At 36.9% G+C, this 19,415-nt stretch carries 21 protein-coding genes and 1 other annotated feature; of the genes, 5 read left to right on the forward strand and 16 right to left on the reverse strand.

Annotated features, from left to right (window positions below; genetic code table 11):
- Positions 1-51: 51 nt before the first annotated feature.
- The 6 genes from JCM15457_RS12575 to JCM15457_RS02585 form a co-directional block, all read right to left on the reverse strand.
- A complete protein-coding gene (locus JCM15457_RS12575; RefSeq protein WP_081778166.1) occupies positions 52-231 on the reverse strand; it encodes a DUF3923 family protein in 180 nt (59 codons plus the stop codon).
- Positions 232-281: 50 nt separating this feature from the next.
- Positions 282-839: a helix-turn-helix transcriptional regulator gene (locus JCM15457_RS11590; RefSeq protein WP_051993238.1), complete on the reverse strand. Its 558-nt coding sequence runs from the start codon at positions 837-839 to the stop codon at positions 282-284.
- A 248-nt stretch (positions 840-1,087) separates the two neighbouring features.
- A complete protein-coding gene (locus JCM15457_RS02570; protein ID WP_034987166.1) occupies positions 1,088-2,449 on the reverse strand; it encodes an aspartate kinase in 1,362 nt (453 codons plus the stop codon).
- A 124-nt stretch (positions 2,450-2,573) separates the two neighbouring features.
- A complete protein-coding gene (locus tag JCM15457_RS02575; protein ID WP_034987526.1) occupies positions 2,574-3,098 on the reverse strand; it encodes a GNAT family N-acetyltransferase in 525 nt (174 codons plus the stop codon).
- Between the two features lie 120 nt (positions 3,099-3,218).
- Entirely contained in the window at positions 3,219-3,536 is a 318-nt protein-coding gene (locus tag JCM15457_RS02580; protein ID WP_034987168.1) for a MazG nucleotide pyrophosphohydrolase domain-containing protein, read from the reverse strand.
- Between the two features lie 92 nt (positions 3,537-3,628).
- On the reverse strand, positions 3,629-4,201 hold the full coding sequence (locus JCM15457_RS02585) for a nucleotidyltransferase family protein (RefSeq protein WP_034987170.1): 573 nt from the start codon (positions 4,199-4,201) through the stop codon (positions 3,629-3,631).
- A 170-nt stretch (positions 4,202-4,371) separates the two neighbouring features.
- Here JCM15457_RS02585 and JCM15457_RS02590 point away from each other — a divergent pair, with 170 nt between their 5' ends.
- Positions 4,372-4,965, forward strand: a complete 594-nt coding sequence (locus JCM15457_RS02590; protein ID WP_051993240.1) for a TetR/AcrR family transcriptional regulator — start codon at positions 4,372-4,374, stop codon at positions 4,963-4,965.
- A gap of 34 nt (positions 4,966-4,999) precedes the next feature.
- Positions 5,000-5,602 (forward strand): ECF transporter S component, encoded by a 603-nt coding sequence (locus JCM15457_RS02595; RefSeq protein WP_034987171.1) that lies wholly within the window; start codon positions 5,000-5,002, stop codon positions 5,600-5,602.
- Positions 5,603-6,136: 534 nt separating this feature from the next.
- Here the strand turns inward: JCM15457_RS02595 and JCM15457_RS02600 are convergent.
- Both JCM15457_RS02600 and JCM15457_RS02605 read right to left on the reverse strand, forming a co-directional pair.
- A complete protein-coding gene (locus JCM15457_RS02600; protein WP_034987175.1) occupies positions 6,137-7,099 on the reverse strand; it encodes a D-2-hydroxyacid dehydrogenase in 963 nt (320 codons plus the stop codon).
- Positions 7,100-7,205: 106 nt separating this feature from the next.
- Positions 7,206-7,640 (reverse strand): 2-thiouracil desulfurase family protein, encoded by a 435-nt coding sequence (locus JCM15457_RS02605; RefSeq protein WP_268870101.1) that lies wholly within the window; start codon positions 7,638-7,640, stop codon positions 7,206-7,208.
- 203 nt (positions 7,641-7,843) lie between these two features.
- Positions 7,844-8,084 (forward strand) — a binding site (T-box leader).
- A 76-nt stretch (positions 8,085-8,160) separates the two neighbouring features.
- On the opposite strand from JCM15457_RS02605, the gene JCM15457_RS11595 reads away from it, so the two are divergent.
- From JCM15457_RS11595 to JCM15457_RS02620, 3 genes are read left to right on the forward strand one after another with little or no spacing between them, the layout of a single operon-like run.
- Positions 8,161-8,883 carry an isocitrate lyase/phosphoenolpyruvate mutase family protein gene (locus JCM15457_RS11595; protein ID WP_051993241.1) on the forward strand — a complete coding sequence of 241 codons (723 nt, stop codon included), beginning with the start codon at positions 8,161-8,163 and terminating at the stop codon, positions 8,881-8,883.
- Positions 8,870-9,802: an isocitrate lyase/PEP mutase family protein gene (locus JCM15457_RS02615; RefSeq protein ID WP_051993242.1), complete on the forward strand. Its 933-nt coding sequence runs from the start codon at positions 8,870-8,872 to the stop codon at positions 9,800-9,802. The genes JCM15457_RS11595 and JCM15457_RS02615 overlap by 14 nt, the downstream gene beginning before the upstream one ends.
- The gene (locus JCM15457_RS02620; protein ID WP_051993243.1) at positions 9,802-10,962 is read left to right on the forward strand and encodes an MFS transporter; all 1,161 of its coding nucleotides are present in this window, start codon (positions 9,802-9,804) and stop codon (positions 10,960-10,962) included. Before JCM15457_RS02615 ends, JCM15457_RS02620 begins: the two co-directional genes overlap by 1 nt.
- 543 nt (positions 10,963-11,505) lie before the next feature.
- Here JCM15457_RS02620 and JCM15457_RS02625 read toward each other — a convergent pair.
- The 8 genes from JCM15457_RS02625 to dat form a co-directional block, all read right to left on the reverse strand.
- Positions 11,506-12,594 (reverse strand): S66 family peptidase, encoded by a 1,089-nt coding sequence (locus tag JCM15457_RS02625; RefSeq protein WP_034987179.1) that lies wholly within the window; start codon positions 12,592-12,594, stop codon positions 11,506-11,508.
- Between the two features lie 90 nt (positions 12,595-12,684).
- Positions 12,685-13,203 carry a GrpB family protein gene (locus JCM15457_RS02630; RefSeq protein WP_034987183.1) on the reverse strand — a complete coding sequence of 173 codons (519 nt, stop codon included), beginning with the start codon at positions 13,201-13,203 and terminating at the stop codon, positions 12,685-12,687.
- Between the two features lie 135 nt (positions 13,204-13,338).
- Positions 13,339-14,526: a tryptophan synthase subunit beta gene (trpB, locus tag JCM15457_RS02635; protein WP_034987185.1), complete on the reverse strand. Its 1,188-nt coding sequence runs from the start codon at positions 14,524-14,526 to the stop codon at positions 13,339-13,341.
- Between the two features lie 391 nt (positions 14,527-14,917).
- Entirely contained in the window at positions 14,918-15,598 is a 681-nt protein-coding gene (locus tag JCM15457_RS02640; protein ID WP_034987187.1) for a magnesium transporter CorA family protein, read from the reverse strand.
- The gene (locus tag JCM15457_RS02645; protein ID WP_034987190.1) at positions 15,595-15,822 is read right to left on the reverse strand and encodes a magnesium transporter CorA family protein; all 228 of its coding nucleotides are present in this window, start codon (positions 15,820-15,822) and stop codon (positions 15,595-15,597) included. The genes JCM15457_RS02640 and JCM15457_RS02645 overlap by 4 nt, the downstream gene beginning before the upstream one ends.
- 534 nt (positions 15,823-16,356) lie before the next feature.
- The gene (locus tag JCM15457_RS02650; RefSeq protein WP_081778169.1) at positions 16,357-16,986 is read right to left on the reverse strand and encodes an ATP-dependent Clp protease proteolytic subunit; all 630 of its coding nucleotides are present in this window, start codon (positions 16,984-16,986) and stop codon (positions 16,357-16,359) included.
- A 134-nt stretch (positions 16,987-17,120) separates the two neighbouring features.
- The gene (locus tag JCM15457_RS02655) at positions 17,121-18,116 is read right to left on the reverse strand and encodes a HoxN/HupN/NixA family nickel/cobalt transporter (RefSeq protein ID WP_034987192.1); all 996 of its coding nucleotides are present in this window, start codon (positions 18,114-18,116) and stop codon (positions 17,121-17,123) included.
- A 211-nt stretch (positions 18,117-18,327) separates the two neighbouring features.
- Entirely contained in the window at positions 18,328-19,170 is an 843-nt protein-coding gene (dat, locus tag JCM15457_RS02660) for a D-amino-acid transaminase (protein WP_034987194.1), read from the reverse strand.
- Positions 19,171-19,415 lie beyond the last annotated feature (245 nt).

Here is a 19,415-nt window from a genome sequence, read left to right on the forward strand (position 1 = left end):
TGCTCAATGCTGTTGTTTTGTAAACTATCGATAAAGGCTATACGCGCTTATTTAAGGTTTCTTTGTTCTGATGAACAACCATATTATGAGTTGGATGAGTACAACCGTTAAGAAAAAACAAAGCAAAATAGTCGAGGTTAAAACTCGGATTTTAGAAGTCTGAACTACGCCTGCACCGTCAACTTTTCGTAGTAGAATGAATGCTTCAACTACCAAAAAAATATCAACCAGAACACATTAAAAAAGCGCCATATTTTTAGACTCATAACTCTCCCCTTTGTTTAAATATTTGATTTTATGGATTCAATCAATTTTAGGTAAAGAATGAGTTTAAAGAAAAGCATCACCGCAGAAATAATACATATGAGTCGCAAACTAAAACCTAATGAAAAAGCATCAAACAAGCCCATGCTTAGACTAAAGCATATACACATTAGAAGACCAATCAGTTTAGTTTTTTTAAGAACGGTTTTTCTGTCTAATACTAATAAACCAAAAACACAAAAGATTAAAATATCCATAGCGATGATGGCACTGTTCGTCATCAAAAAGGTCAAGCGCCCGGTTATTAAAATAGTTAGTGCAATAATTGTAAAAACAGACCTAACTGGTTTGCTTTTTCCGTAATTACAATGCTCAGTCCCTAAAAGTTCATCCACAGATGTAGCGTAAAAATTAGCAAGTGCAGAAACCATTTTGATGTCCGGTAGATTTCGCCCAGTTTCCCAGCTGGAAATAGTTTTACGAGACACGTGTATTTTTTTTGCTACATCTTGTTGTGTTAAATGGTGCCGTTTGCGAATTTCCTTTAAGTTCATCCCAAAATTGTTATTGAACATATAAGAATCTCCATTCAGCATAATTTAAACCCGATTTTATGACAAGCTACATATACTAGCATTTTTATAATACTACGTTTAATCTGTTTTTTATCGCAAATAGATCAATTAATTGATTGTTTGCATAATGCATATAACATTTTTAATATGGAGCCACTAGCCACATAGCTAAAAAACTCAGCAATCCATTCGAAAATTGCTGAGATATAAAATAATATATATGTGTTGCTATATTCAAAACTAAGAAATCATTTATTCGCTTTGAAGAATGTTTCGTACAAAGATGTGATAGCCCGCTTTTCATCTGCAGCATCAATACCGAACAGCATACTGATTTCCGAAGAACCTTGATCTATCATTTTCAGGTTGATTCCCGCAGCTGCGAGTGCAGTCATAGCTTTAGCAGCTGTTCCAACAGTTGAAACCATTCCCTCACCAACTATCATTAAAAGTGCAAGTTCTTTTTCATGATAGACTTTGTCAGCTTGGAGTCTTTGCTGCAATTCTTGTAACAAGGACTCTTCATCAGCAGCGCTCTTGAATTGGTCAGCCCGCAGAATCAATGAAATTTCATCAATTCCAGTAGGCACATGCTCAACGCTTAATCCGTGTTCAGACATTATTTTCAGTGCCTTAGCCACAAAACCGATTTCTTCATTCATCAGATACTTTGCGATGGAAATAGACATGAAGCCGCGCGAACTTGCAATCCCAGTAATATGATAGTCATTTGTTGCACGTGTTTTACTTATCAAGGTTCCAGAAAGTTCAGGTTTATTAGTATTTTTTACCCTAATTGGAACATTAGCCATGATAGCAGGACGCAGAGCTTCATGATGTAACACTGAAAAGCCTGCATATGAGAGTTCCCGCATCTCTTGATAGGTCAAATGGTTGATCTTTTGCGGTTGAGCGACAATTTGCGGATTAGCTGCAAAAATGGCGTCGACATCGGTAAAGTTTTCATACAAGTCAGCTTTTAAACCTTTAGCAAGAATTGCTCCGGTAATATCGGACCCACCACGTGAAAAAGTAACACGATGCTTTTCTTTAGAAATCCCGAAAAAGCCTGGGAAAATAATGCGTTCTTGCACATGACAGAGTTTCTCCAAATTAGTATACGCCTCTGGCAGAACGTGTGTATGCCCATTTTGAGCAGAAACATACAGACCAGCCTTCTCAGGGCTTATGTACTTAGATGGGAGACCGTTCTGATTAAAATATGCTGCAACTAGTTGTGCATTATTATCTTCACCGCTTGCTTTGAAGGTGTTCAGAAGCTGATCATAAGATGAATAGGAAGAAGCAACCATTTTCTTTAGATTTTCTTCAATTTGCACCTTAATAGTTTGATCTAATCCCAACTCTGCAATGATATCCATATAACGTTCTTCAATAGCTGCTAAAAGATGGTCAGTATCTTGACCATCACGTACTTGTTCAGCCAGCTTAATTAAATTATCTGTTATCTTTGTATCAGCAGAGAATCGCTTCCCTGGCGCAGAAACCACCACAACTTTCCTGTCTGGATCTGCTTTCACAATAGCAAAGACTTTTTTGATTTGTTTAGCATTGGCGAGTGAACTTCCGCCGAATTTTGTTATTTTCAAGAATTACACATCCTAATAGTCTTTTATTTATTATGTTGATTAGAATATCAAAAGAATTGTTATAAAACAAGGAGCAGTATTTAATATAACAGAGCATTTTTACAGAATTTTGTGTACAACAAGATCAATTCTTATTCCATTCTGAGCGGAGAATATCGAGAAAAAGGATATCGAATTTTTGACCATCCCGTATAACCGCCTCTCTTCTTTTACCACCCAGCTTGAAACCCAGTCTTTCGTAGAGCTTTTGGGCACCGCTGTTGTACTCGACTACTTCGAGTTCAAGACGTTCCAAGTTGAGTTCATTAAATGCATACCTCATTATCAGTGTTAACGCGTCTGTGCCATATCCTAAATGACGATCATCTGCAGACCCGATACCTATCGCGAGGGTTCCACTCCTGTTATTCCACTCAATATTGTAGATTGAAACAAAACCGAGCGGGACATCATTTTCAAGTGGACATATGAGTAATTCGATCATATCATCAACTGGCGCATAAATTTCCTTGATCTCCTCGGTACTCCTCGGCAATGCAATGGCAGTGTCTACATTCCGGAGAAAATATGTATCCTCATACCAACTTTGGATTGTCTCGAAATCCTCTTCCTGTATCGCTTTGAGTCGGATTAAACTTCCCTCGAACATTCTAAAATTCAATTTTTCTTTTTTTAAAATTTTTGTGCCTCATTTCATTGAATTGTTTGTGCAATCGATAAGTATACTGTATTAAATGTGTCTTTTACAAAAACTCAGATATTTTTTGGACTAATTTCTGAAACGGTTAGTAAGCTTTTTTTCACTAAATTCTAATATTTTTTTTGGATCAATACCATACTTTTCACATAGAATCAAAACCTGATCAATTACATCAGCCAACTCTTCCTTTAAATTATCGAATTTTTCCGTGCGTGTTTTCTTTTCCTCACCTGGATGATCACGGCCAATCTCAAAGGTCCTGATGGCCCTAGCCAGTTCACCCACTTCTTCAGTCAAAAAATTCATTCTTATTTCTGGTGAAAAATTGTACCAATTTCTTTTTTTATAAAAATCTACCAGCCATCTCTGATGATCTTCTAACTCCACTAGTAATCCCTCCATAACACATTAATCTACCCTAATTATACAGTATGTGTGGTGTGAATAGAAATTTTCCTGAAAAAGAGGTGGTATTCATGTCAAAGTAATACTTTTAATTGCGGATATCTTGTAAGCCAGTTTTTTCGCTGAACTCTGTTTTTAAAAATACTTATGTGTGCTTGATCTACCATGAACGTCGGCACCGGACGACAAATAAATTTGACTAGATCATCAGTTCCATAGGGTGCAATCAATGCAATATTTTCTTCTTGGTTGAGATAAGCCCCAATACAAGTCGGTGTTTCCACGAAATGTGCAATAGCATCGGTAACTGATGTAAAAGGTGCTTGATCATTGAAATCATAATTATGCATATAAACCTCATTTTTAACCTGCCAATTATATTCTGGATGATTTTTACACAATTGTCGTTCAAGCAATGTGTCGTATTCTTGTGATTTTAAAGGATCAAAAAAGACAAGATCGATGTCAGTTTGCAAGGCCACACCTTGGTTACTAAGAACCTGCCACACTGTATTGCGAATGCTGCCTGCAGTCAGTGTTCCTTGTCGAAGTTCTAAGTTTTTAATGATTTTTAATATACACATTAAATCTTGGTTTGCTTGAACAATATCTTTTACAATTTTTTCACTCGCTGATTTTTCTTTCATCACAATCTCCCTTGCCTATAAAAGTTAGCTTATTCCCTTCAAAACAGATTAGCTTATACAAAAATTAAAATTTTAAAAATTTAAAGACTAAAAAATAGTTGACAAAAGCGAGTATATGAAATAAGATTCGAATAAAGTGTCACACGTGTCATTTATTGAAGGAGATTTGTATGGCTAGAAAAGTGAACAAGCAACTACACGAAAGCAAGCGAGCTGAAATTTTAAAAAACGCTCGCCAGATCCTATTAAAAAAAGGATTTGCCAATACGACGATGAAAGACATTGCAAATGAGATCAATCTCAGCCGCAGCGGCTTATACCTTTATTTTTCATCTACAGAGGAGATAATGCAAGCAATTATTACAGAACGTGAACATAAACGCTTCGATGTTATTAGAGAAGACATCTTACTTAACAAACCCTTTGAGAAGGTTCTGGATAGGTATCTGAAATTACAAAAAGAACGACTTCTTAATATTTCAAAGTCATTACTAATGTCGGGGTATGAATACTATTCAGAAAATTCGCACGAGGCAACTCTGTTCTTGGGCAAAAATTTAGATGAAATGCGCAGAACCATCCTCGGTGTGCTCAATTTAGGAGTTGACCAGCAGCAAATCAACGCGGACCAATTACGTATTATCGGAGATCATTTTATTCTGACTATCGAAGGGTTAAGTGTTTTCTGCTATCTTCACCAAGCCTCAGCAGAATATATAGATAACCAGTTGGAATTATTAAAAAAATTAATAACCTATAAGTAAAACAGGTTACAAAATAATAGAGAAGGAATCTTATATGACAGAAAATAGAAAAAAAATTCGGCGTATCACTATTTCAGGAATAGTAATGGCAATAATAATTGCCCAAAGTCTCTTTCCAATGCTTGGCTATATTCCACTTGGAGTAATCAATTTAACCACTATTCATATTACTGTTATCATTGTTGGGATTCTTTTTGGATCCTTCGAAGGGACTATTGCGGGTACAACTTGGGGAGTTTTTTCTTTTATCAACGCATGGACAAGACCAACAAGCCTTGTTCAAACACTTGTATTCACCAATCCTTTAGTTTCTGTTGTTCCACGCATCATTGTTGGGATTTTAGCTGCGATTATTTTCAAAAGGCTTGCGCACTTCAATCTAGCTGTTCGCGCAGCATTAACTGCCATAATATGTTCGCTTCTTAATACGGTTCTTGTTCTGGGAACTATTTATGTGGGCTACCGTACCCCTGCTGTTGCACATGCATATGGTCTCAAAGACAGTAGTCTACTGGGGAATCTACTTCTTGGTGTTGTGGGAACCAATGGTATTCCAGAAGCACTTCTAGCAGCAGTTGTTGTTCCAATTATTGTTAAAGCTCTCTCGACAGCTTTACACAAAAACAATCTTGATTAAAAAACATGAATTGAAGTGGAGCTAGGTCAAAAGTTAAATTCTGACCTAGCTCCACTTTTTATTCCGTATAAACATGCTCCATGAGTCAAAATATTTTACCTGACCCGCATTACTCATCGCAAAGCACCTGTTATATCCGTGATTTCACGATAGTACTCAAATTCTCCTGACTTCTGTCTCACTACCTATGAAATTAATATTTTAATAGCATTGCAAGTTTAGGGTTTTGAATACTGTTTTTATGATATTTGCATAAGGCAAGTTTTCTGAAAATGTACTTTAATTTTGGTTTAATTTTCAACTTTGATCTTTTTAATTAAGTATAAAACTGTATCAAATAAGGAATTATGGCAAACATTAATTATTGGCCTGTCTTCTTATTAATTATTGCATTATACAATTTTGCTATCAATACATTCAATAGTGGCAATATCTATTTGTGCAGTCACACTACTAATATAGCGTTTATGTTTTTAAATTATGCTTGGCTTAATCAAAAAAATTTTGCGCAGTTGCTAATCCAACAGTATTAATTTAAACGACTACGTTTTTGGGCTTACCATCCAAGAATGCTTTTATGTTATAAAAACATATTTGCAATAAACGCTGTCTTGTTTCGACAGGTGCCCAAGCAATATGAGGTGTGATAAAGCAATTTTTAGCTGAGAGTAAAGGATTATCATTCTTAATTGGTTCGGTCGAAACAACATCTACCCCTGCTGCTGAGATTTCCCCGCTGTTTAAAGCGGCAGCAACGTCTTTTTCATTTAACAGCCCTCCCCGAGCTGTGTTAAGCAAGATAACTCCATTCTTCATTTTGGAGATTTTTTGTTTATCAATGAAATTAGTCGTTTCTTTTGTTTGTGGAATGTGTAAACTGATAATATCAGACTCTGCCAGCAAACTAGCTAATGAAACTTGTTTTGCCCAAGAGTCATTGTGTTCCTTAGGCCGGTGATTATAGAAAATGATTTTCATTCCTAAAGCGTGTGCAATACGTGCAGTTGCCTGAGCAATTCTTCCAAAGCCGATCAAGCCGAATGTTTTGCCAGCTAATTCAAGTAATGGAGCTTTACGAAAAGTAAAGTCGGGCCCCTTCTCCCATTCCCCCTCATGAACTGCGGTATTGTGCAGCCCAACCTGATTAGTTATCTCAAGTAACAAAGCAAAAGCAGCTTGTGCGACTGCCTCTGTTCCATACGCCGGTATGTTAGTAACTATGATATTCTTTTCTTGTGCGGCTTCCGTATCAATCACATTGTACCCAGTTGCTAAAACCCCGATATATTTAAGATTGGGTGCTTTTTCCATGACCTGTCGGTCGATGGGTGTTTTATTGGTGAAAACTATTTCTGCCTCGCCAATTCGTTTTAGAATTTCAGTGGTATCAGAGTAAGATGTCCGGTCATAGACCGTTAAATCACCTAACTTTTCAAATTCCTCCCAGCTTAAGTCACCAGGATTTAACGCATAACCATCCAAAACTACTAATTTCATTATATATCCTTCCTTTCAGATTGTACCTGTTGCGAAAAGCTTCCGAACTCTGCTGCAAATTCAGCTGCAATATCCGGGGAAACAAAAGATTTTATTTTTATATAATCTACTGGTCAGTCTCAGAATAAACTTGGATACCCGCATTTTTTAAAATACATGCAGTAACACCAGTTCCTAACAATAGATGTCCGTCAAAATTACCACTATAAACATTGTTTACACCGCAAGAAGGGCTATTTTCCTTCAAAAAAGCAGCTTGGACCTTATTTTTAAGTGCAATCTTCAGGACCATTCGTGCACCGCTTATATAGCTGGCAGTCACATCTTTACCATTATTTTCCCTGACACGTGCCATCCCATCTAGAACATTCTGTGCGTTGCCGCCAACAATTTCCGCCGCCGGTCTTGGAATAGCAAAACCAGCCATTATTTCCGGACAAACTGTAATGGCCTGTCCATGTGACGCGAGCCAGCTAATCACATCATTTTGTGCACTAGTTCCATTATAACGCACTTTAAAACCAGCTAAACACGAACTCACTAATATCAATTTTCATCGACCTCACTTAAATTAAAGCACACAGACAAGAGAGAGTCCCGCCGCTGCGCAAGCTTTTCAATTACATGACAGTATACCACATATGCTAAAATACCAGCGCTCATTAAAACTAGTCGCAAGAATTTTTTTAAGCCTGTTGACATACTGTTTTAAATTAAGTATACTGCAATAAATTAACAAATGATTATAAAACGTTGAGAGGAAAAGTATATTTACTCATTTTTAAAGAGAGCCTGATGACGGTGTGAACAGGTAAAAATGACTGATTGAAAGTAATCCTTGAGTTATTACTGCGACGATATCAATATTGAAGTGGTGATTGGGTTTGCCCATTACAGCAAGTACGCATGAACACGTGCGTAAGAGATGCGCTCTCAATAATTGAGTTGCAAGTTAAGGTGGTACCGCGTTAAAAACGCCCTTTAGATTATACAAATCTAGAGGGTGTTTTTTATTTATTATAATCATTTTTTAATTTAGACAAGAAAGGATGATGAATTTCATGGAAACAGAGATGATTATTCCAGCAGCAGTTGATGCTATCAAGCTGCAAGAGCTGGAAAAGGTACCAAGTAAGACTGTGTTTATTAGCGCACGTTTGCTAGCTCGTCAATTCTTAGGACAGGACAACGAGGGACTTCTATGCTTGTCGGAGTATGCTAATTTTTTACGGTATTTAAGGTTGACTACTTCATTGAGCCTTCTTGCTGATGGACAGTCTGGTTTTGGAAATGCATTGAATACATACTACACTGCTGGTGAATTAGCACGTTCTGGAGCCGATCAGATGATCTTAAATGATCAAACCTTCCCTGCACATAGTCGTCAAGCACAACCCCCTGTTTCGATATTGGACTTTGTAGGTAAATTGAAAGCGGCACAGGATGGTTTAAAAACAAGCTCAACGGAATTGATCGTGAAACTTGACGGTATTCAATACTACGGCATTGCTGGTATCGAAGAAAGACTAAAAATTGCGGCAAAACTTGAGGCACAAGCAGTTGTGATCGGTCACTTGAGTCCTAATTTATTTTTAAAGTTACAAAATAAAATCTCACTGAAAAATATTGGCTTAGCCCAAGATAACAGTCTTATTCCAAAAACTGAACTTGCGCAAGCTCAGCCGGCATTTGTCATAGCAACAAATGAAGCGATTGAAAATCAAAAAAATGAAGCAATGCGCTTCATTTCATACATGGAGGAAAAGCAAAATGCAAAAATTTGATCAACTCAGAAAAACATTTGACAAAGCTGTCCACACAGACAATCAAATCACTAACATGATAGTTACACCTGATAGCCTCTCTGCCAGAATTGCAGAAAAGTTAGGATTCAAGGCTATTTTTGCTGCTGGATATGCAACAAGCGCGAGTAACTTGGCAATGCCCGATCGCGGGATTGCTGATTTTTCAATTATGTTGAATAAATGTCGTGAAATTGTGAATGCTGTTAATATCCCAGTTTTCGCAGATGCAGATACTGGTTATGGTGACTTGGACAATATTCGGCGCACTGTCCGAAGTTATGAATCAATTGGTGCAGCTGGGCTCTTTCTTGAAGACCAAAAATGGCCTAAACGCTGTGGCCATATGGCCGGCAAGAGCGTCGAATCAACAGAAGTCCTAGTTGAGAAAATAAAAACGGCTGTAAAGTCAAGAAAAAATCAGGATTTCTTAATTATGTCACGCACGGATGCACGTGCTGTTTATGGCTTAAAAGAAGCAATTGAGCGCAGCCAGCAATATTTAAAAGCCGGAGCTGATTTAATTTTTATCGAAGCACCGCAGAGTATAGCTGAATTGAGAGAAATTGCCGCAGCTTTCCCTAAGACACCGTTAATGGCGAACATGATTGAAGGTGGGGCTACTCCAATGCTGACTTCTGGAGAACTGCGTAAACTAGGGTTCAGAATAGTCGTTCATCCGACTGCTTTGACCTATGCACATACATATGCAACTGAGGAGTTACTCTCTACTTTAAAGAAAAAAGGGACAACTGTTACCGAACAAGATAAAATGCTGACTTTTGATCGTTTCAACAATTTTATTGGTCTCGATAAAGTTAATCACAGGGAGCAGCAATACTCAGCAACTAAAATGAACCAAGTTCTTAAAGGCTTGAATATTAAGGAGGAATCCCATTAATGAAGAATGAAGAATCTTATTTGCAAAACAAATTGAACACATCAAAGGAATCGCCGTTGTTTTATAAAGTTTTTGCACTAGTTGTTGCGGGAATGATGATTGACGCTGGTGATGTTTATATGTCCAGTGCAGTGAATGCTGACATGCTTGCACAACATTTTGCAACTCTAAAGCAAAGCTCACTTTTCTTATCTGCTGGTTTTTTAGGTCTATTTATAGGTTCTCTTGCTGCAGGATTCATCGGTGATCTATGGGGACGTAAAAGAGCCTATCAATTGAACTTACTTTTGTTTGGCCTGTTTACTTTTATTGGAGCTTTTGCACCAAATATTTATTTTTTGATTCTTTTTCGCTTTGTTTCAGCTTGTGGCTTAGGAGCTGAAATTGTTACCGGCTATTCCTTGATCAATGAGTTTGCCCCTGTAAAAACACGTGGTCGTTGGTCTGGTGCAACTGCTGTTATTGCTAACTTGGGTGCTCCACTAGCCTTAATTTTAGCAACTTGTTTTATTCCTAGATATTCATGGCGCTCCATGTTTTTGATTATTGGTGCGGCAGCACTTATTCTATGGATCATTCGCCGCAATTTTCCTGAATCTCCGCGCTGGTTGATCGCCAAAGGAAAATATGATGAAGCCAACAAAATAATTTCTGCTTTAAAAATTAACGGTTCATATCCAGAAAGCGAGACAAAAACAACGCAGCAACCGAAAACTCCTGATTTGAAGCGTGGATTATTTATTTCAATCATTGCCGTTTCAGCAGTTATGGTTTCACAATATACATTTACATCTTGGGCCCCGACTTTACTGATTGAAAAAGGTGTCAACATTGTTCATTCTCTAGGGTACTCAATGATCATGATGATCGGTGCACCTGTTGGAGCATTGATTGGTGCAGTACTTGTTGATTGGATAGGTCGAAAGAAAACAATTATTCCAACTTTTATTATTTCTGCTACGTTAGGCTTGCTGTACACCCAACAGAGTTCTCCAGTGATGATAGTTACAATTGGTTTCCTGTTGACGATGACCTTTTATATCTTGATGGCTTCCGTGGTAGGTGTTTACGTATCCGAACTATTTGCCACTGGTTTTCGTTTTCGAGGTGCTGGTATAGCGAATTTTGTGATTTTAAAAGTTGAACAGAGCCAGTTATAAAACTTTTTTAAATAAAAGAAAGACCGTCAACCTTGAATTACACTAACCCTTGTCGACATGCCAAATAATATAATTTTATCCGATTTGGTTAAACGGCTGAACTCCAGTATTCTATTGGAATTTGGCCGTTTTTTGTGTTTTTCGGTCGCAATAATTATAATAATGAATTCCTTGTTCAACCAGTTGTTCAAGTTCCTCCAAATTTTTTTCATGAAATTCCTTAAATCTGCTAGGCCATATTTTAGATATTTCTGACGTCACTCCGAAATTTCATATTTCCTTGATAATGTCACTAACGACGTATCTAAATGTTCCAACTTATCAAGTATTTCCAATTTCTTAAGTACAGTAAATTTAGATCTGGACATACAAAAAACCCTCCATAATCAACGAATGAAATTTATAGTATTTCATCTGTTAATTACAAAGGGATTATCGCAGATTAAATATCCCATCTTGAGGATTCACTACAGTTTGCTGGTTTTTCAATACTAATGATAGAATTAATTTGCAAGAAAATTGTTAACATTCGATAAGTAATTTTTATTTTTTACGTGGACTGATAAAAAAAGATTCATTGATAATAAATCTTTTTTGTTCAAAATTTAGCCGCGCTTCTAAACCATAAGGAACAATGGCGCGTGGATATGCATGACCGAAGTTAACGTTGAATAGGATTGGTGTCTTTGATTCGGCAGTTACGCTGCTTATTATTTTTTTATATTCCGCATAATGTGCTTCATCCTGGGGCTTGCCCACAACAATAGCTTTTACAACCTTAAAAATGCCACGTTTTTTTAATGCCATGAGCATTTTTTGATACAGTGCTGGAGCTGGCTTTTCTTCACTTGTTTCAATAAAAAGTATTTTACCCTTCCATTCATCAAGTGAAGGAAAGAGTTTGTATCTCTCTGCGACGGACTTTTCATCAGAATAACGGTCACCTTCTAAAATATCATAAAGACTATCAAGGCAACCACCTAACAAACGACCTGTAACAGTTCCTTTGCCGCGCAGAACCTCATAGCCGTTTATCTCCTTATGTCTGATGCGCTTTGTTCCGAGCGCTTTCTTTGAAAAATCTTTTCGTTCTTCGCACCAGTAAGGACTTGATTTAATTTCCAAATGGTCCCTTTTTTCAAAGTAACGTAAAAAGTAACTTTTAGTAAAACTCAGCATATTTGTTTCCATTTCAGCAAGATCGTTGATAAAGTTCGGCCCATAAAAAGTAACCATGCCTAGTTTGTAAAACATAAGGTGATTGATTGTTGTGTCCGAAAATCCTGTAAAAATCTTCGGATCTCTTTTTATATCTTTTCTAAACAGCGGGTCATCAACTAAGTATTGCGTTAACCGATAAGTATCATCTCCACCGATAGCACAGATTACACCTCTTATTGACCTGTCATGAAAAGCGTTTTTCAAATCCGCAGCACGAGCTTCAGGGTGATCCTTAAGATACGCAATCCCCTTTAATGCATTAGGCATAAAAATAGGTTCTAATCCCATTTCTAATAATCTCTTTTTGCCTTGTTCCAACTCATGTTCACAAAATGATTCTCCTAAAGTGCCTGCTGATAAACTGACAATCGCTACTTTGTCTCCGCCTTTTAATGCTTGCGGTTTTTTCACTGCACCCTCCTCCTTTTGAAACAATTTATCTCAAACCTATGAATTCTCAGTACTTTTTTAACAGAAAAATAATTTTTTCGTCAAAAAAGCTTAGTTAGAGTTCATTTTTTTATAAATAGAGGCAATAAACTTGCCTTTGAAAGCTATATATTTTTCGATATTATTTGGAAAAAGTTCAGCTCCTCTTTGCTTTATAGCCCCATATTCTGCGCAATCTGCAGGATGCTGCTGTAAATAATTTCGTAAAAAGAGATGCTTATGCAGTTCTTTTGAAAAAACTGGGCAAACATAGAGATGATGCAAATAAAATGGACTTGCAGATGTATCATACTTAAAAGCATGTCGATCTTTAATCCCTAAGTCACCTTCATAGTTGTAACCTAGATTAGAGAGAATATGTTTTAGCTCTTCGAAATTTGAATAGTCACGGATGACAACGTCAAGATCAATAATAGGTTTGGCACTCAATCCTGGAACAGCCGTACTGCCCACATGCTCAATTCTAAGAATCAATGATCCTATCTCCTTATTCAAAAATATTCGAATTCGTTCAAATGCGATAGGCCAATATTCATTGTAAGGCTCTACAACAATATTTCTTGTTTTCATGTTAACACTCTTTCTGAATGTATTATATAGTTCATATTCTCGAAGTTTAACAACGTCTAAAAGGCAATGACTGAGTAACAAATCATGTTATTTTGCAAAGCTCATGCCTGTTTAACATTAATAATAAAACACAAACTATATTTTTTTCATGAATCTAGCAACTTGCTCAACATCTTTGTCGCCACGACCAGAGATGTTGATAATTACAACCTGCTCTTTAGTCATCTTAGGAACCAATTTAATTGCCTCAGCAAGTGCATGAGAACTTTCTAAAGCTGGAATGATACCTTCTGTTTTTGACAAGATTTCAAAGGCCTCAATCGCTTCTTGGTCTGTTATTGGAACATATTCAGCACGGTTAGTGTCTTTCAAGAAAGCATGCTCTGGACCAACTCCGGGATAATCAAGCCCAGCAGAGATTGAATAAGCGGGCAAAACCTTACCTTGGTTGTCTTGTAAAACATAGGTCTTCATTCCATCTGAAATACCAATTTTGCCATTAGTCATTGTTGCTGCATTTTCAGGACTATTTACACCCTTTCCTGCAGCCTCCGCCCCAATTAAACGGACACTTTTGTCATCAATGAATTCGGCAAAAGCTCCTATTGCATTCGAACCTCCACCAATACAAGCAATCACAGCATCCGGCAAATGCCCCTCCTTTTCAAGGATTTGCTTGCGTGCTTCGCGGCTGATGACACTTTGGAAATCTTTAACAATCGTTGGATAAGGGTGTGGTCCGACGGCTGAACCAAGCACATAAAAGGTGTCATCGAGATGTTCGGCGAAGTATCCTAAAGCCGCATCAACAGCATTTTTTAAGGTTGCTGTACCGGCTGTAACTGAGTTTACGGTTGCTCCCATCAGTTCCATCCTAAAAACATTCAACTTCTGTCGTTTAACATCTTCCGCACCCATGAATATTTCACATTCCATACCGAATTTTGCCGCTGCTGCCGCAGTTGCAACACCATGCTGTCCAGCTCCGGTTTCTGCAACGACCTTTTTTTTGCCCATTCTTTTAGCCAACAAAATCTGGCCTAAAACATTGTTTAACTTGTGGGCACCTAAATGATTTAAATCTTCGCGTTTCAGATAAATTTTTGCTCCACCAAGATAATTTGTTAAACTTTCAGCGTAGTAGAGGGGCGTTGCCCGGCCAGAATAATCTCTGAGATAATAAGCAAGCTCGTTTCTAAAAGCTTGATCGTCTTTATATTGAACGTACGTCTTTTCTAATTCATTTAACGCTTTTTTTACATTATCTGGAACATATTGCCCACCAAATTCTCCAAAATATCCCTTTTTTTCTACTCTTTCCATTAGATCAGTCTCCTTTATTTTGAGAGAGTCTACGAACTAATGTAATGCTGACATAAGGACAAAAAAACCGCACAGTCTTTAAACTATGCGGCCTTTGAATGATAATAACCGTGCCCAGGAGATCACACCACCAGCATAGACTCTCTTTAATTTCCTAAAATTAAAGTAAGCCTACACTTTTAGTAAACTTACTCTTAGCTATGCCAGCTATGCCAAATATTTAAAGTAATGTTCATGGTATGATTCTTCCTCTCATTAAAAGTTAACAATATTATCATATAAAAAGGACAGGACGTCAAGTAAAATTTTTCAAAAATTTAGGCAGCATCAATCTTTACTCTTAGTCCGTTATACACAACCGAATTATGCTAGAAAATTGCGGAACAATTAACTAGATTATGCGATGGTGGCGCAAAGCATGGATAATCCAAAAAATAATAGCAATAGTAATACCAATTACAACAATCCATGCAAATGAATTATGCTCAAGTGGTAACTTGACATTCATTCCATAAAAACCGGTTATTATCGTTGGTATCGCGAGGACTACCGACCAAATCGTTAGAATTTTCATGATATCATTCAAATTATTGCTTAAAATCGTATCAAAAGTATTAATTAATTGTGTTACTATTTCAGATTCAGTTTCAACCAGCTGTTCCACCTGATGGGTCTCGATTTTAGCATCAACTAAGGACTCTACCTGATCTTCCAAAAAATTTCGTCCAAAATGTTTATCTGCCAATGACTCTAAAAGCTGCTGGTTATTTCTAGTTGCACTTGAAAAATAAATCAGGCTCTTTCTGAGACTAGCAAGTGCAATCAGATTCTTATTATCAGCTCGAGAACTTAGGAGATCATTTAATTCTTTACGTTGATGACGTATCTCGTGCATTGGTAAAAGATACATATCACTCAAGTGTTTTAATATTTCCAAAATATTTGTTTCCATATTGGAAGTATCGCCATTAAGAATTTCATCAGTAAATATTTTTTTGACAGTTGCATCATCAAAATGATTGAAAGTGATAATCTGGTTAGCAATTAAAAGGATAACAACAGGAACTGTCAAAAACCTTGTTGGGTTTTATATGGTATGTGATAAATAAATAATTGCGATTCCGTTTCCTTGTCATAGTCATAATTAGTTGGCTCATCAATATCTGTCACATATTCGAGAAGTTCTTTTGATAAATTATATTTTTTTCGCAACGTTTGCACGTCTTCAGAAGTTGGTTTATCGACATTTAACCAACTGCTGAACGGTCCTATGCTGATTTTTTCAGATTGAATCATACTTATTGCCTCCGTTGCCTCGATTATAAATAATTTTTCCTAGGAAATTATATTTAAAGCGGAGAAAAAATAAATAATTATTTTTTATTCATCATAATAACGACTATTTCTGCTTAAATATAGTTTTATTAGGATTAAATAACCCTCTTAGTATTTTTAGTTAAGCACACCTGTTCAAAATTAAGACTACGATTCTTGATTCACAACAACACTCTATCATTGCGGGGCGTGCTTCTACACCATATAATTTAGTACGGTCATTAATTCATTATAATTGAGAACTTATATAAGTCAATTGTACTAGAAAATATTTTGTTGTGCTATCTACATAAAAACTGTATGTAGCTTAAAAGATACAGTTTCTATACTGGTAAACTTTAAGTGTTTATACCAAAAATAAGGTAAGGCAAAATAGTGTTCTGCCTTACCTTATTTCTAAAAATCACACTATCGAATTTCAATAGTCCGTTTTGCCGTTTTAGCACAAATATTTATCAGTGCCGCTTGATAAACATTTGAGATTGCTCGTTTTAACTATTTAGAAGAAATTTCGGCAAAAGTTGTAATTTTTTTACCAACTATTCCGTATTCTTTAGCTTCATCAACGGACATCCAAAAATTCCGATCTGTATCTTTTTCAACTTTTTCAAGCGGCTGACCAGTTGCCTCAGAGATCAACTCATTGATACGTTTACGCGTTCTTATAAGCTCTTGTGCTTCAATTTGAATTTCTGTTGATTGACCCTGGACTCCACCTGCAGGTTGATGAATCATGTAACGAGTGTTAGGTAGGCTGTATCTGTTTTCTTTATCAGCCCCCAAGAAAATTGTGATTCCTGCACTTGCAACCCAGCCAGTACCAATGACGCGGACGGTTGGTTTGATGAATTTAATCATATCATGGATTGTATCTCCCGATTCCACATGCCCACCAGGGCTATTAACAAGAATTGTGATCGGATCATCAGATAAAGCGGCAAGCAAAAGAAGTTGTGACGTAATATCCTTGGCTAATTCTTCATTCACTTCACCGTATATTAAAACGATCCTTTGATCGAGCATTTTTTTACGATATACATCTGAAATATCGTTAGTATTTTTCTTTTTTTCATCATTTTGATCCATAAATTGTGCCATAAAAAATTCCTCACTTTCTTTGACCATTGAAGTATAACACAGTTTGTAGAATGATTAAAGAATCACAGCCTAGTGTTTCGCTGCATTTGCTAACCACACGGTAAGTGGTTCCAAACAAAAATTGAATGTAAACATTTGACATTTGTAGCTAAAGAAAAAAACTAGACGTTTTCTTTTTTCTTAAGAAAATAATGCCAGACACAGTAGGCACCACCCCACATGACTGCAAACATAAAGAACAAAATATAGCCTAAATAATTGAAATCAATATTTTGAACCCAGCTTTTGATATTTACTACACTGGTGATGACTTGGATCAACTCGATACCACCAATAACGAATGCAGCAACTGCTGAAACAGTAGTCACAGTTAAATTATAATAAACTTTGCGCACAGGTGTATCAAAAGCCCAGCGATAAGCTCCAGACATCATTACTGAATCAGTTGTATCCATTAGATTCATTCCGGCCGCGAAAAGTATTGGCAACGCAATAATTCCCAAGCCGGAAATACTTGACTGTGCAGCACTCGCAGACAATGCAATCAAAGCGATCTCAGTAGCTGTATCAAAGCCCAAACCAAATAAAAAACCAATTGGATACATTTGCCAGCTATGATCGATACACTTGAAAAGCGGTGATAATAAACGAGCCAAAAATCCACGTGATAACAGTAATTTGTTCAGCTTTACCTCATCGAAGTTTCCTTGTTTCATCTTTTCCAATGATTTAGACATACTGATTAAAACCAAAAAGTTAAACAGAGCAATAACAATCAAAAAGCTTCCAGAAACTAACGACCCAATCCGACCTCCAATAACTTCTAAGAGTGGCAGCTTAACTTTCGCCCATTTAACAGAAATACTAACAACAAAAGCCATCAGGAAAACAACGGTAGAGTGCCCCAGAGAGAAATAAAAACCGACACCGCATGTCTTCTTGTCTTGGTGGACTAACTTTCGAACAGTATTATCGATTGCTGCAATATGATCAGCATCAAAAGCATGCCGCAAGCCTAGTGAATAAGCGAGAAAACTCATTCCCCAGAAGCTGGGCGAGTGAAAACCTGCAATAAGCAATAACAAGATACCAATTATATGTAAACCTGCACACGCCGAATAGTACGGGATTGAACCGCGTAATACTTTATTTTTCATAAATCAACAAACCCCCATTAATTTCTTAATGTAAGTGTACAAACCTGCTGCAAAGTACACATTGCCAAAAATGCAAAACACAAGTTTGTATCATTTGGTAATGGCGTTTGTCGTATATAAAAATCAAATAAAAAGCAAAAATGAGAAACCACTGTCCCCACTTTTGCTTTCAAACATTCGCTTGCATAACCAATTTAATGTTTACAATGCTTTATCTGTTAATCCATTCAATATATTTTTTCTGTAAAAGTGAAGTGATTGCTCCAAGTTTACCATTGTTAACAGGCTTTCCATCAATATTGACAACTGGAACCACTTCCCAAATAGAATTGGAGACAAAACATTCATCAATTTGTCCTAACTTCGAAACAGGAACTGCCTCTTCTTTGACTGTTATCCCTTCACTGCGGGCAATCTCAAGTAAACGCAGCTTTGTTATCCCCGGTAAAACTAGATTGCCATCTTGGTGTGTATATAAAACACCATTAATGACAAACCATAAATTTGAAGCAGAAGCCTCTGTAAAAAAGCCGTCACGCACAAGTAATGCATCGTCATACCCTTTTTGACGTGCTTCATCCAATGACAGAACATTGCCTAAAAGACTCAAAGACTTGATGTTGCAATGAAGCCAGCGCTTATCTTCAACTAAGCAAGCCGTTTCACCCTTTTTTTGCTTATCAACAGGACGCTCATAGGGAATCACGCTTCCTGTTACAACTGGCTTGACTTCGTCAAAAGATGGTATTCGGTGATCACGCGGTGAAAGAGTTCCCCTTGAAAGCTGGAAATATATTTCACCGTCGGTAATTTTTTCAGCAGCAATTAATTTATCAAGATTCTTTTTTAATTCCGGCTTGGTAAACGGCAACTGTAAGCGAATCTCAGCCGCACAACGTTGCAAACGTGCAAAGTGCTCATCAAACATAAACATTTCACGATTATAGATTCGAAGAGCTTCATATAGCCCATCACCAAACTGATAACCACGGTCCTCAATGTCGATTCTGACATCATCACGTTCTACTATTTGATCATTCCATAGTACATGCATATATTCACGTTCCCTTCTGAATGTAACCGAACCAATCTCACTGTTTAAATCTTATTATTAAGCTTCTAATTAATACAAATCTATACTTACCGGTGTTAAAAGTCAATCGGAGCTGGATCAAAAGTTAAATTTTAACTCAGTTCCTTTTTTATTGCATATCAACGTGTTCTATAAGCCAGAATTTTCCGTCTAACGCAAACTATTTTACCAACCTTGTGCTGCCTTGAAAGACTTGGACATACAAC

The organism is Liquorilactobacillus sucicola DSM 21376 = JCM 15457 (assembly GCF_000612445.1).
Classification (GTDB): domain Bacteria; phylum Bacillota; class Bacilli; order Lactobacillales; family Lactobacillaceae; genus Liquorilactobacillus; species Liquorilactobacillus sucicola.